We start from the raw sequence: 12934 nt of genomic DNA on the forward strand, positions 1-12934 counted from the left end.
GGGGACTGCTGTCTTTTTAGTATATTAATTAAAAATCGTATTTATTCAATTTATCTTTTGGAGTGGAGTGGGTGCTATAATGAAAGGAATCGTAAATTTACCGGATATTCAAGATGAGATGCCTGAGGTAGCATTCGTGTGGAGGTCTGAATATGGCTGGCCACTGGAATCCGTTTCAGATAATGTATCTTTTTTCGGTTATGAACCCGATGATTTTCTAATTGGCGGCCTTTCTTATGAGGATATTATTCATCCTACTGACCTTGAAATGGTTAGAAAAGCCCTGGAGAATTACTCTGATAGTTCCGTAGGGGATCTGGTGCAGGAATACAGGATATTGAAAGCAGATGGTGATATCAGGTGGGTTCGTGAGAAGACACAGATCATCTATGATATGGATGGCCAAATGCAATACTTGACTGCGAAGATCGTTGATATCAATGATGAAAAACAACATGATGATTTTATGTTCATTCAGGACGAGCTGGGCAGTGATCTTAGCTGGCCTGTTAATCTGGAGGACTCAATGGATGTCCTTCTTGAGCTGACCACTCAGCTCGATGCTATCGATATTTGTGCTTTGTATGTGGTTGATGAGGTTACCGGGGGGTTGGTACTTGTTAATCATAAGGGACTTTCAAATGACTTTGTGAACAGTGTCTCTTATTTTGGTGCTGATTCCGGTCAGGTGAACTTTGCACAGAAAGGCTTCCCTATTTACAAGCATTATTCTGAGGTCTATCCTTTCATTACGGGTCCGCGGATGCAGGATGAGGGTTTGCAGGGTACTGCTATTATTCCTATTCATCATGAACACCGCTTTGTGGGATTATTGATCGCTTCATCTTCTTCTGAATTCATTATTCCTGAAGGTGATCGTGATAGTCTTGATGTGATCAAGTCTTTGGCCGGTCTTATGATCAGTAATATGACGATGTCCGTAATGAGTGATGGTATGCATTACAGTACGGCATGAATGGGTATATGTTGGGGTATGGGTACGGGAACACTCTTTTTGAGATGATCTGGATAGTTAATATGAAAAGTAAAAAAATAGTTGTTGTTGAAGATGAATTGATCGTCGGAATGATGATCAAGTTGAAACTTGAGAAGATGGGTTACTCTGTAGCTGGCTTTGCTTCAAAAGGCAAAGATGCCATTTCCATGGTGGGTGCGATACATCCTGATCTGATACTTATGGATATAAGGTTAAAGGGTGGTATGGATGGCATTGAAACAGCGATGAGGATACGCGATTCATATAATGTCCCGATAGTGTTCATTACAGCAGATTCTTCTAAGGCTACTCGTGAACGGGCAAATCTGGCAGGTCCCCAGGGTTACCTCACGAAGCCCTTTATGGATGAAGATCTGGGAAATATCGTTCATTCTGTGTTTTACAACTCCGTGGATGGGGTGGGAGAAGTTAACGTTTCGGCCTGATTTGCGTTCAGGTTTAATCGTGGCTTCTCTTTCCTTTTCCAATCTTTTTTTATTTTTTTATTTCTAAAATCATTTTTTGGATACATCTGGAGTGCAACTCGGTTTTATTGTATTTTTCCACAAAGGCAATTTGCCGATATCGTCTACTTTTTTTTAGTCTTTAAAGGTATTGTCCTATCAAAAAATCGAAACCTATATATATAACATCATCTTTTAGGAAAAAACACTTCTAAATAACAAAACGAGTCGCGGTTTGTGTATATACGATACCGGTTAACTTTCAGCCTCTATCGCATGCTTAGCCCCCTCATTGAGCGTGATAAAAAATGGTAGAAATAGAAGATGTTATTATTGGAGCTTTTGCATTTGCAGGAATAGCAACATTGATCATTTATGTACTTACAAATCCTGGTGGAATAATCCCTCTAAACCTTCAGGATGTTGCAGTTGGTTCCTTTGTCGTTTTTGCACTTAGCAAAGTGTCCTTCCTGTCAAGTCTTTGATGGTGAGGCATTTCCTCCATATGTTGGCGTATGGAGGTGTAGGCCTACACCATCGTATCTTTCTGCTTTTAATGATCATATGCCTGTATTTATTTCCTGTTCGATTTGATCTGTTATTTCGTTATAGCAATCTGGTTTTTTTAGGACGAACGGAAAATTTAAGTTCTATCCTTCATTGATATGTTCGAATATCTGTTTCGGGAGACTGTCCTATGAGTGCTAATTGTTGTGATGTTTGTAAGGTCTATGAAGAATGTTCAAAGCTTGGGCTAAAAGGGACTGTGGACGACCTGAAGGACAAGAGGCTGGCAGCTTGTTTGTATGCATGTGAGTTGCAGTATCGGAAAGTAATTGATGGCAAATAATTTTTCTCATTATCAAAATTCAGGTTATTGCAATATGCAGTAATATGTGCATTGCTCTTTAGTTAAGATGCTTTAAAAAGATTCAAGTGGTATCCCGGCGAGGTTATGATCCGACATATGTGTCTTATTTCCAGTAGTTTTCCACATATGACTCTGTTTGCTGGATGTATGGGGTGATGTATCTTAGTAAAAATGGAACTATCAGGATCGTGGCTATCACGTTTCCTGTAAACCATCTTTCAAAGGTCAGAAAGAGTTCTTCATAAGTGATAATTCCATTGATGGCCAGCATGTATGTGCCCCATGAAGCACCTATGATGTTGTTTAGGAAGACTGCAAAAACAAGGAAGTATACAACATCCCTTCTTGTTCTTAATCTTAAGTTTACTTTAAAATAGCTGAATGCAATAAGTGGTATAAGGACCTGCCATAGGTCTGCAAGGGACCATATGATGTTCAATGAGGTTGGCATATCGGCAAGGATGCCTGCTCCTACAATACAGCCAAGATATGCTGCCAGTGCACCTCCTATGCCATACCACAAGGCAAAAACGATCATAAAAGCAACTGCAACATACATGTTTGATACTCCTGTTGCAGGCGAGGATGTGAAATTTATAACTGCGAATCTTGAGAGGAGTGAATTTGCCAATATCAGAAATAGGAAGATGTTCAAGTACATTGAAACAGATTCTATATTTCGTTTCATGTTTTTCTTCTCTTTCTGAATTTGTATTGTTTTATACATGCGGAAAATGTATGCTGCGTTAACAATGTAATGTTTATTTATAACATGTGTCTGATCTAATTCTTTATATAAAATCTTATCATTAATTTAGTTGGGTGGCAGGATGAAAATTGAGTCAGGGGATATGGATCCACTTCGTATAAAAGAGTGGTTCAAACGATCATATTCTATTCCTGTTACAATTGTCCTGTTTTTTGTATTGGTTCTTTATCCCTCATGGCTTTATGTCATTGATTGGTTCCAGTATATAATGGTAAATGGTCTGTCTTCAACAGATCTCTCCTTTATCAAAGCTCTTTCTTTTATACTACTCCTTATGTCTGCCAATATCTCCTATATGGTATTGAGTAAGAATGTAAGTCTTTCAAGGACTGTTGAAAAGCAGGAATCTGAGCTTCATTTGCTTGATGAGAACTTCCGTAAGTTCATGGATGATGTTCCCAATGTTGCAATTCAGGGATTCGATAAGCATCTCTTTGTTCAGTATTGGAACAGTGCCAGCGAAACAATGTATGGTTATTCTAAGGAAGAAGCGATCGGTCAAAAAATGACCGACCTTATAGTTCCTATTGCCGATGCTAGTGGTCTGTTTGAAATCATTAACTCGGGCAGAACCGATCAAAAAATGGAACGATTTTGTGAAACTACTTTTCTAACAAAGAGTAAAATGAGTCTCCCTGTATTTTCCAGTTACTCGACTGTTCTGTTGCCAGGGGATCAACTGGGTATATTTTCTATGGAGATCGATCTGACTGAAAGGAAATTGATGGAAACTGAGCTTATGGTTTCAAAGGACCTGGCTGAAGCTTCGAACAATGCTAAAAGTGAATTTATATCTAATGTAAGTCATGAGCTCAGGACACCACTGAATTCGATTATTGGTTTCTCTGATCTTCTTGTCGAGGGAGGTGTTGGCCCACTTAACGAAAAACAGGTAAAATATGCAAAGAATATCTCTTCCAGTGGTACTCATCTGCTGGGTCTTATTAATAACATACTTGATCTTTCAAAAGCTGAAGCCGGTAAAATGGAACTGTCGTATGAAAAAGTAATTCTCCCTCAATTTCTCTTAGAAATGTCTGAGTTCATGGGTACGTCGGCCAGTAAAAGGGGGATAAAGATCAGTACTTTGATATCACCTGATGTTTATGTTCTTGAAGTTGATTCCGGTAAACTCAAGCAGATTCTCTATAATCTGATCGGTAATGCCATCAAATTCTCCAATGATGGTGGGGATATATCTGTAGAGTGCCGGATGGTGCAGGATTATGTGGAGTTTGAAGTCCGTGATGGTGGTATTGGGATCAAGGAAGATGATCTTGACAAGTTGTTCAAGCCATTTAGCCAGATTAATTCTTCTTCTCAAAAGAAATATAATGGGACCGGTTTAGGTCTTTCTCTGGTCAAAAAGTTTGTTGAGCTTCATGGTGGGCATGTATGGGTCAAGAGTGAATATGGTATGTTCAGCATCTTCGGTTTTGCCATTCCGCTTGAAAATTTCGAATAAAGTACACTACTTTTTGACTTGTTAATGTTGATCAATTGATATTTTTCTAAAAATCAAAATAAATATAATAATAAATTTAGTGTTGCTCAGATGGGTATATTGATCATGTTGATGTCTGGACTTTTCGGAAACTCTGCCAACGATAATTTAAAAAAACGGTAAGTTGAAAACGTGTTTCCAACAAGTCAATATGTTCGATGTATGTTAATTATTATTTTGTTGAATATGTGCATTAATTGTTCATTTTATTGAACATGATCCAGAATACTATTGCACCAATTATCGCACCTATTATTGCACCTGTGATCGTATAGTTAAATGATGCTTCTGCGATTGGTATCAATATCTCCTCTGTGCCGGTTAGGTCTGCTCCCCTTGTCATGACCACTCCTAATGGTAGTTTGCCTACTTGTGGAGCTTCCGGTCTTAGAAAATATGCGATTAATGCGCCGATCAGCGTTCCTACTAAGGGCAATTGTGCTAATTTTCTCTGATCCATTATATCTCTCTCTGGCCATGTTGTCTTAATACGTATTTTAATAAATGTATGGTTCTGTGCTTAATATATTTTTGCTGCTCGAACTGTCTGGATCTGACTAATGGGCCAACTGATCCCATGAAGCAATATCTAGTATCAAACACAAATTATATTTCTTCGAAGTTGAGTTCAAAAAGAGTATAATCATAAAAAAGTTAGTGGTGCTCCGATGGGGATTCGAACCCCAGTCGCAGGAGTGAGAGTCCTGCATGATTGGCCGTGCTACACTATCGGAGCACACGGTTTCGCGCCTTTCAGCACCCCCTAAAAGCAACCAATTATATTTATACTTATCGTCTAAAAAAGTAGTTGGAAGTTCGTTTTAAACGAACATTCCGAATGGTGCATTCACTTCTTCTTCCGATACGACCTTTTCGAATGCATCCATGAGGTCTTTCATGGTTATCATGTCTCCTCTCCTTCTCAGGACGAACATGCCTGCTTCTTTGACTATTACATTCAGGTCAGCACCACTAAGGCCGTCTGTCATGTTTGCGATCTTGGCGAGATCGAGGTCTTTTTCGAGGGTCATTTTCCTTGTGTGGATCTTCAGGATCTCTTCCCTTGCTTTCTCGTCCGGTAGCGGTACTTCGATTATACGATCGAATCTGCCAGGACGCAGAAGTGCCGGGTCAAGCAGGTCGATCCTGTTGGTTGCTGCAATTATCTTTACATTACCACTGGGGTCGAATCCGTCCATCTCTGCAAGAAGTTGCAACATTGTTCGGTTCACTTCTGCAGATCCGGTTGTGCCGTCGTGGGTACGCATACCTCCGACTGCATCGATCTCATCGATGAACAGTATTGACGGTGACTTCTCCCTTGCCAGCTGGAACACGTCCTTGACAAGTCTTGCGCCCTCTCCGATGAACTTCTGAACAAGGTCTGAACCTGACATGCGTATGAATGTGGCATTTGCTCTTGATGCAACTGCCTTTGCTATCAGTGTCTTACCTGTTCCCGGGTTTCCGTACATGAGAACTCCGCTTGGTGGTTCTATTCCTATGTTCTCGAAAAGTTCCGGTTCGGTCAGTGGAAGTTCAACTGATTCGATTACTTCCTTGAGAACATCGTCAAGGCCGCCGATCATATCGTAGTCGATGCCTGGTGAATTGATAAGTTCCATGACCTGGGCACGTACGTCTGCTGCCTTACTGATCGTGGATATGATGGAAAATGCTGCATTAATGCTCACGCGCATGCCTGGCTCAATAATGCCTTCCATTCCAGGTGGCACTCTTGTCATAACCTCCTGGTTGTTGCCATGCTGCCTCAGAAGCACCATGTCGTCATCTACTTCCATGACACTGGCAATGAACAGTGGTGGTGTGGTGAGGTGGTCCAATTGCTCCTTCAGTTTCTCTATTTCTGAAAGATACTTGTTAGCCATCATGTTGGCTTCAAGGAGCTTTGCTTTCATAGTTTCGTTCTGGACCTTCAGGACCTCATTCTCGTTGAGTATCGACTGGACGTCCATGTCTTCAACTTCTTCTGCTTCGCGGGTTACTTTGTCGGAATTCATGTCCGGTACATCATTTCCCGTTGATGATCCTGCACTTACGTCGGTCATGTTTCGTTCTTATAAACATCATGTAATATAAAAGCAACTGACTGGGGCAATAATGGTTTGTGCGGCAGGTGTTTGGATCGTTTCTGGATTACGTCTGGATCAATTTTCCTTTTCTTTTAAGACCTTATTTTTAATTTAAGAATATTCTATACATTTTATGCAGTTAAATATGAGTAATTATCTTTATTTTATATTATGATGGCTTTATAACTTTTCATTTTGTTTTTAGTTAGATAATCACAGTAAAAAGTATATGAAAACAAACCCCCTTACTTCCACTGGAGTATTAACTATAATACGTTGTGATTTCGGATTTTCTTGTTTTTAGACAAGTAATTTCGGTATTTTTTAAAGCGTTTTTATGTACTTTTTATTAAAAATAAGTGTTTTAAAAGCTTTAATCTGGTATAATACAGATAATGACTTATATTTTAATGCTAACTTTTATATATCATTAAGTATAATGGATGTATTGCAGTTCAAATCAATTGTACTATCACGGTACAAATCGATTTCATGAAACTGTATTCACATAAAAGCTGAGCCATTATCTGAGGGGATGAATGGTTTGTGAATCCACCGATCTGAGGGGATGGATGGATCCGCTGCAGAGGCGTAGAAGATGAAGATTCGGATCGAAATAATCGATGACGAAGGAAAAGAGAACACCAGTATTGAATTTGCTGGTGAGAATGTGAAAGAACGGGTTATCAAGTTTATTGATACTTTAGATGAGGTGCGACCTCGTTCGACCGGCTCTTCATCCTCCAATCTGCAATCTGAACAGAACGTTCAACAACTTTTTTCACAACAAACTTCCGCGACAACTCCGGAAACTGTTGTTTTACAACCTCCACAGGTTGTGCCACCACAATACTATCCTGTATCTGTGATGCCTGTTCCACAACAAGCACAGCCTTATTATCAGCCTGTGCAGATGCCGGTACAACAAGCTCAACAGTATCCACAGTACTATGTGCCTGTGAATCAGCAAACAGTTAATCCTACTGTAAATCCTGTGGTGAACCAGCCGGTTTGCTATCAACAACCTGTACAACCACAGCAAGCGAATGTATCTTCTGGTAACATCGCTCCCGTTCGTCCGGTTCAGGCTGCTATGACAGAACAACAGGTTCCACAGGTTAACAACAATGCTGTTCCTAACGTACCACTTCGCGACAAGGTCAGTAATTCAAAGCTTACGATCAACGAAAGGCTTGAGCTTTTCCTGAAGTACGAGCATCCTCGTGATTGGTCAACTTCACAACAGATCCAGGTGAACTATGAGCGTGTTTATGGTGAGATCAAGTTAAGCACAGTTTCTACCTACCTCTCCCGTATGTATCGCAAGAACCTTCTGGAACGTCGTGGTAACCGCACACAGCGTGAATATCTCTATATCGGTGACCGGGAAGAGGTTGCTGCCCAGGCAACACAACAAGGGTATGCTCCTGTCTGGCAGATGCAGAGGATATGAATTTAATTGACCTGCACTAATTGTTTTCTATGAGGTCAGAAAATGATGATCATCCATTTGTTTTTATGCTAATTATCATTGGGATTTTCTTTGTTTTTGCAGATTGGTGCTGTGGCTAAATGTTGTATCCATGTTGTAGGCATGTAATTGCGTGTTCACATTCTGTTGTATTGTGAATAGGTTCAAAGTGTCGCATACATACGTTTATAGATATTCACATACATATTCACAGAGTGATGAGCAGTTTTAAGCTTGTATCTGAATATGATCCAAAAGGCGACCAGCCAGAAGCTATCAGGAAGTTGGTGGAAGGTTTGGACAAGGGGCTAAAACATCAGGTATTGTTGGGTGTGACCGGGTCCGGTAAGACATTCACAGTTGCAAATGTAATTCAGAAAGTGCAGAAGCCTACGCTTGTAATTGCTCATAACAAGACCCTTGCAGCTCAGTTGTTCTCGGAGTTCAGGGAGTTCTTTCCTGACAATGCTGTGGAATACTTTGTCAGCTATTATGATTACTATCAACCTGAGGCTTATCTCCCGACCACCGATACTTACATCGAAAAGGATTCCTCTGTGAATGAAGAGATTGACAGGTTGAGACTTTCAGCCACAAAGTCCCTGATAGAACGCAGGGATGTTATTGTTATTTCCAGTGTTTCCAGCATTTACAACATAGGTTCTCCGGAAGAATGGAGGTCGATGTCTGTTATTTTGAGGCCTGGTGAGCAGATCGAAAGGAGTGACCTTTTTGCACGTCTTATCAATATCCAGTATGAGCGCAACGAAATGGACTATGCCAAAGGTACGTTCCGTTCTAAAGGGGATACTGTGGAAGTGTTCCCGGCACAGGAGACGCATGGAATCCGTATAGAGCTGTTTGGTGATGAGATCGACAGGATCTCTTCTTTTGATCCTCTAACCGGTAAGACGCTCGGGGTTGTGAAAGAAGATAACAGCATTGTGATATATCCTGCAAAGCATTTTGTAATGCCTCAGGAAGAGATGGTGCATGCGCTGGACTCTATTGAGGAGGAGCTTGAGGACCAGGTCGCAAAGCTTGAGTCTGAGGACCGGATACTTGAAGCCCAGAGGCTGTTGCAGCGTACGAAATTCGATATGGAGATGATCCGTGAACTGGGATACTGCAGTGGTATCGAGAACTATTCCCGTCATTTCGACGGTAGGAGCCCGGGCGACCCTCCGTCCTCTCTGCTTGAGTTCTTCCCTGACGATTTTCTTCTGGTGATCGATGAATCCCATGTGACCATCCCGCAGATAAGGGGGATGCATAATGGGGACCGGGCCAGGAAGGAATCCCTGGTCAACTATGGTTTCCGTTTACCTTCTGCTTTTGATAATAGACCTTTGAGGTACAATGAGTTCCACCAGAAGATAAACCAGGCGATATATGTGTCAGCCACTCCTGCAGACTATGAGCTGGAGATAAGCAGTGCAGTCGTGGAGCAGATCATCAGGCCGACCGGTCTTGTGGACCCTGAAGTATTCGTGCGCCCTGTGGAGAATCAGATCGATGATCTTATCGGTGAGGTCAACAAGGTCACAGAACGCGGCTGGCGCACTCTTGTGACAACCCTTACCAAACGAATGGCTGAAGACCTGACCGACTACTTGCTGGAAATGGGGATACGGGTGCGGTACATGCATTCGGACATTGACACTCTGATGCGGGCGGAGATCATCCGGGACTTAAGGAAAGGCGAGTTCGATGTTCTTGTCGGCATCAACCTTTTGAGGGAAGGTCTTGACATTCCTGAGGTTGCGTTTGTTGCGATCCTCGATGCGGACAAGGAAGGATTCCTGCGTTCGGAGAGGTCACTCATACAGACGATCGGTAGGGCATCCAGGAATGCGGAAGGTTATGTAATACTGTATGCTGACAATATGACTGGCTCAATGGCAGGTGCACTAAAGGAATCCGCCCGTAGGCGTGAGATGCAACTTGCGTATAACAAGGAGCATAACATAATCCCGCAGACCATCAGGAAGGCTTTGCAGAAAGAGCTTGTAGAAGCAGAATACGAGGAAGTGAAGTCCGAGGTGCTGGAGGTTGCAGAGGATCTTTCCGACATGGAACTTGCTGATATGATCATTGACCTTGAGGCAGAGATGCACTCCGCGGCTGCAAATCTGGAATTTGAGAGGGCAGCGGCGCTAAGGGACCAGATCAAAGAACTTCGCAGTACATATATTTTATAACCGACTAATCTCTGTATTGTATCTGACGCAATACTTTTTCACATGTCCGTTAATTTAGGCGAAAAGGTTATATTCTAAAAATGCAAGTTAGGGGATGCAAGTGCGCTGATGGTCTAGCGGCTATGACTGTGGCCTTCCAAGCCATAAACCCGGGTTCAAATCCCGGTCGGCGCATCTCTCTTTTATTATTCTTCTTGTTTTATGTTTTAAGATTCCAATAGAATTTTTTATACTTGTTTACGGTCTGGAAATATTAGCACTGCGTCTCATAAATCTTATACGTGTCCATGTGTGGTATAAATGCTACTTCTAATAAAACGGGGCTGTGAGTGGAATTAATCAGCAGCTTTGACGCGATCTGCCTATTCGCAAGCTGTGTATGATGGGACATGGTATCCACTAGCACACCATCCATATCGAAAATAACTGCCTTTAACAGATCACCATCGTTTTGGGGGAGCATCAGTTAGCATCTCTATGTCATTTTTGTCTTTACCAGATGACCAGTATGCAGCCAGCGCAGAGCCCATTATATTGTGCCAGATGCTGAATAAAGCGCCAGGCAGGGCAGCCAGGGGTGAGAAATACTTTACAGCAAGTGCGACACTTAATCCTGAGTTCTGCATGCCCACTTCTATTGCCAGTGTTCTGGCATCCTTGTCATCAAGCCCCAGCACTTTTGAAAGGAAATACCCACTGGCAAATCCAAAACCATTGTGAAGGGCCACCGCGATTATCACCATTTTTCCCGCAGTGAGAATATTATCATTGTTCAGGGCAATTATTATGGCAATGATAAATGCTATGGCAGCTACGGATAGTGCAGGAAATGCATGTTTGAATCTTTCAATATGCCTATCGAAAAGTGTGTTTATGATGATTCCAAGTGCCACCGGGATGAGCACTATCTTTGCAATGCTCATCATCATGCTTCCAACCTCGACAGGTACTGCTTGTCCAATGTAGATCCATGTAAGTGCGGGAGTCAGGATAAATGCCATTACTGTGGATACGGATGTAAGCGTTATTGAAAGGGCCACGTCACCTTTTGCAAGATAGCAGATAACGTTTGAAGCAGTCCCTCCCGGGCAGCAACCCAACAGTACCAGCCCTGCCATGATCTCAGTGGGGAGATGAAGCATATATGATATGAGAAATGCAATAAATGGCATCAGTATATACTGCATGGCAGTTCCAAGTACAATTACGCCCGGCCTTTTGAGCACAAGCAGGAAGTCCTCTGCTGAGAGTGTAACTCCCATACCAAACATCACGACCCCGAGTAATGGGGTTATTGCATCCTTATAGGGGGAAAAAACATCAGGGTGCATAAAGGCTGCTATTGCGAAGATGATTGCCCACAAAGGGAAAAGGGAGGTGAATTTTCTTATCATTTTTTGTCCCTGGATCTGACTTTAGAATTATAATCACCTTCAATTGATCTTTTCTCATATAGTTTGTTTGTTTGTTTGTTTGTTTGTTTGTTTGTTTGTTTCTATACATCAAAAGAATTAAATCACTCAGAGACTCAAGTTAAGTGGGGAATTTTTCCGGAGTGACTTGTCTATGAAATTGGGTTATCCCTGTATTAACCGGAGCATTGGTTGTGCTGCAAACAGGAAATTCAGGCTTTCTTCATATTCTGAAGAGAAATTGATCAACACGATAGCCAACAATCTGGATTGCATGCAGAGGATACTGAAATATAATCTCAGAAACAATCTTTTGTTCTTCAGGATAAGTTCTGATACTATTCCCTTTGCTTCACATCCCATATGTGACTTTGACTGGGCAGATCATTTCAGTTCAAAGCTACTGGAGATCGGCCGGTTCATAATTACTAATGGCATGAGGATCTCCATGCATCCGGACCAGTTCATACTTCTTAACTCTCCTGATATGGATGTCACTCAAAGGTCTATCTCAGAACTTGAATACCACTGCAAACTTCTGGATTCCATGGGGCTTGATAGAAGTGCAAAGATACAGATTCATGTCGGGGGTGTCTACAAGGACCGGAAACAGGCAGTTGGGCGGTTTGTTGAAAGATATGAGTCTCTCGATGAGAGTCTGAGGGAAAGGCTTGTTGTCGAGAACGATGACCGGCTCTACAGCCTCAGGGATTGTCTCCTGATAAATGAACTATGCGGGATGCCTGTTATTTTTGATAGTTTCCACCATGAATGTCTCAACAATGCTGAAGGCTTTTTCAATGCTGTGGGAAGTGCCTCTGCAACATGGTGTAAAGAGGATGGCATACCAATGATCGACTACAGCTGCCAGCAGGAAGGTGCAAGGAAAGGAAAGCATGCAACATCCATAGATGTTGCGCTTTTTCGGGATTTTCTTGAAGAGGTCAGGGATTTTGACCTTGACATAATGCTGGAGATTCGGGATAAGGAAAAGAGCGCATTAAAGGGCATTGGTATTATGAAGGAACTAGGTCTGGTATGATGGACATGATATGATATGATATGATTTTGGATGTTATTACTGGAATATTATCAATATCTTTGCTTGTTTTCATTCTAAAGATTTATTAACTTATCTTCCCCATATATTAT

12 protein-coding genes and 2 tRNA genes are annotated in these 12934 nt (G+C 41.8%); 9 read left to right on the plus strand and 5 right to left on the minus strand.

Annotation, left to right across the window (positions count from 1 at the left end; genetic code table 11):
• Nucleotides 1–79 precede the first annotated feature (79 nt).
• From J7W08_RS00230 to J7W08_RS00245, 4 genes are all read left to right on the plus strand, one after another.
• Nucleotides 80–976 (plus strand): GAF domain-containing protein, encoded by an 897-nt coding sequence (locus J7W08_RS00230; protein ID WP_233084723.1) that lies wholly within the window; start codon nt 80–82, stop codon nt 974–976.
• Between the two features lie 62 nt (nt 977–1038).
• On the plus strand, nt 1039–1443 hold the full coding sequence (locus tag J7W08_RS00235; protein WP_233084724.1) for a response regulator: 405 nt from the start codon (nt 1039–1041) through the stop codon (nt 1441–1443).
• A gap of 326 nt (nt 1444–1769) precedes the next feature.
• A complete protein-coding gene (locus J7W08_RS00240) occupies nt 1770–1946 on the plus strand; it encodes a hypothetical protein (protein ID WP_233084725.1) in 177 nt (58 codons plus the stop codon).
• 212 nt (nt 1947–2158) lie between these two features.
• Entirely contained in the window at nt 2159–2311 is a 153-nt protein-coding gene (locus J7W08_RS00245) for a hypothetical protein (protein ID WP_233084726.1), read from the plus strand.
• A 124-nt stretch (nt 2312–2435) separates the two neighbouring features.
• Here the strand turns inward: J7W08_RS00245 and J7W08_RS00250 are convergent, their stop codons facing one another.
• Complete coding sequence (locus J7W08_RS00250; protein WP_233084727.1) at nt 2436–3020, minus strand: hypothetical protein; 585 nt, start codon at nt 3018–3020, stop codon at nt 2436–2438.
• Between the two features lie 142 nt (nt 3021–3162).
• Here J7W08_RS00250 and J7W08_RS00255 point away from each other — a divergent pair, with 142 nt between their 5' ends.
• Nucleotides 3163–4566, plus strand: coding sequence for a PAS domain-containing sensor histidine kinase (locus J7W08_RS00255; protein WP_233084728.1), 1404 nt, complete (start codon nt 3163–3165; stop codon nt 4564–4566).
• A gap of 232 nt (nt 4567–4798) precedes the next feature.
• Here J7W08_RS00255 and J7W08_RS00260 read toward each other — a convergent pair whose 3' ends face one another.
• The 3 genes from J7W08_RS00260 to J7W08_RS00270 all read right to left on the minus strand — a co-directional run bounded on the left by J7W08_RS00260 (nt 4799) and on the right by J7W08_RS00270 (nt 6626).
• Nucleotides 4799–4948, minus strand: a complete 150-nt coding sequence (locus tag J7W08_RS00260) for a hypothetical protein (RefSeq protein ID WP_233084729.1) — start codon at nt 4946–4948, stop codon at nt 4799–4801.
• Nucleotides 4949–5263: 315 nt separating this feature from the next.
• Nucleotides 5264–5341 (minus strand) — tRNA-Glu (locus J7W08_RS00265).
• Nucleotides 5342–5426: 85 nt separating this feature from the next.
• Entirely contained in the window at nt 5427–6626 is a 1200-nt protein-coding gene (locus J7W08_RS00270; protein ID WP_048193874.1) for a proteasome-activating nucleotidase, read from the minus strand.
• A gap of 670 nt (nt 6627–7296) precedes the next feature.
• Between J7W08_RS00270 and J7W08_RS00275 the strand changes: the two genes are divergently transcribed.
• The 3 genes from J7W08_RS00275 to J7W08_RS00285 all read left to right on the plus strand — a co-directional run bounded on the left by J7W08_RS00275 (nt 7297) and on the right by J7W08_RS00285 (nt 10544).
• Nucleotides 7297–8151 (plus strand): hypothetical protein, encoded by an 855-nt coding sequence (locus J7W08_RS00275; RefSeq protein WP_233084730.1) that lies wholly within the window; start codon nt 7297–7299, stop codon nt 8149–8151.
• A 236-nt stretch (nt 8152–8387) separates the two neighbouring features.
• The gene (gene uvrB / locus J7W08_RS00280) at nt 8388–10370 is read left to right on the plus strand and encodes an excinuclease ABC subunit UvrB (protein WP_233084731.1); all 1983 of its coding nucleotides are present in this window, start codon (nt 8388–8390) and stop codon (nt 10368–10370) included.
• A gap of 102 nt (nt 10371–10472) precedes the next feature.
• A tRNA-Gly gene (locus J7W08_RS00285) sits at nt 10473–10544 on the plus strand.
• Nucleotides 10545–10810: 266 nt separating this feature from the next.
• On the opposite strand, the gene J7W08_RS00290 is transcribed toward J7W08_RS00285, so the two are convergent.
• Nucleotides 10811–11764 (minus strand): bile acid:sodium symporter family protein, encoded by a 954-nt coding sequence (locus tag J7W08_RS00290; protein WP_233084733.1) that lies wholly within the window; start codon nt 11762–11764, stop codon nt 10811–10813.
• A gap of 172 nt (nt 11765–11936) precedes the next feature.
• Between J7W08_RS00290 and uvsE the strand changes: the two genes are divergently transcribed.
• Entirely contained in the window at nt 11937–12824 is an 888-nt protein-coding gene (gene uvsE, locus J7W08_RS00295) for a UV DNA damage repair endonuclease UvsE (protein WP_233084735.1), read from the plus strand.
• The last annotated feature ends 110 nt before the right edge of the window (nt 12825–12934 follow it).

This window comes from Methanococcoides orientis (assembly GCF_021184045.1).
GTDB lineage: Archaea > Halobacteriota > Methanosarcinia > Methanosarcinales > Methanosarcinaceae > Methanococcoides > Methanococcoides orientis.

Bases quoted from the DNA above. Each gene is read 5' to 3' on its own strand.
- J7W08_RS00230 (WP_233084723.1), top strand. From the start codon at position 80: ATGAAAGGAATCGTAAATTTACCGGATATTCAAGATGAGATGCCTGAG.
- J7W08_RS00235 (WP_233084724.1), top strand. From the start codon at position 1,039: ATGAAAAGTAAAAAAATAGTTGTTGTTGAAGATGAATTGATCGTCGGA.
- J7W08_RS00240 (WP_233084725.1), top strand. From the start codon at position 1,770: ATGGTAGAAATAGAAGATGTTATTATTGGAGCTTTTGCATTTGCAGGA.
- J7W08_RS00245 (WP_233084726.1), top strand. From the start codon at position 2,159: ATGAGTGCTAATTGTTGTGATGTTTGTAAGGTCTATGAAGAATGTTCA.
- J7W08_RS00250 (WP_233084727.1), bottom strand. From the start codon at position 3,020: ATGAAACGAAATATAGAATCTGTTTCAATGTACTTGAACATCTTCCTA.
- J7W08_RS00255 (WP_233084728.1), top strand. From the start codon at position 3,163: ATGAAAATTGAGTCAGGGGATATGGATCCACTTCGTATAAAAGAGTGG.
- J7W08_RS00260 (WP_233084729.1), bottom strand. From the start codon at position 4,948: ATGACAAGGGGAGCAGACCTAACCGGCACAGAGGAGATATTGATACCA.
- J7W08_RS00270 (WP_048193874.1), bottom strand. From the start codon at position 6,626: ATGAATTCCGACAAAGTAACCCGCGAAGCAGAAGAAGTTGAAGACATG.
- J7W08_RS00275 (WP_233084730.1), top strand. From the start codon at position 7,297: ATGAAGATTCGGATCGAAATAATCGATGACGAAGGAAAAGAGAACACC.
- uvrB (WP_233084731.1), top strand. From the start codon at position 8,388: ATGAGCAGTTTTAAGCTTGTATCTGAATATGATCCAAAAGGCGACCAG.
- J7W08_RS00290 (WP_233084733.1), bottom strand. From the start codon at position 11,764: ATGATAAGAAAATTCACCTCCCTTTTCCCTTTGTGGGCAATCATCTTC.
- uvsE (WP_233084735.1), top strand. From the start codon at position 11,937: ATGAAATTGGGTTATCCCTGTATTAACCGGAGCATTGGTTGTGCTGCA.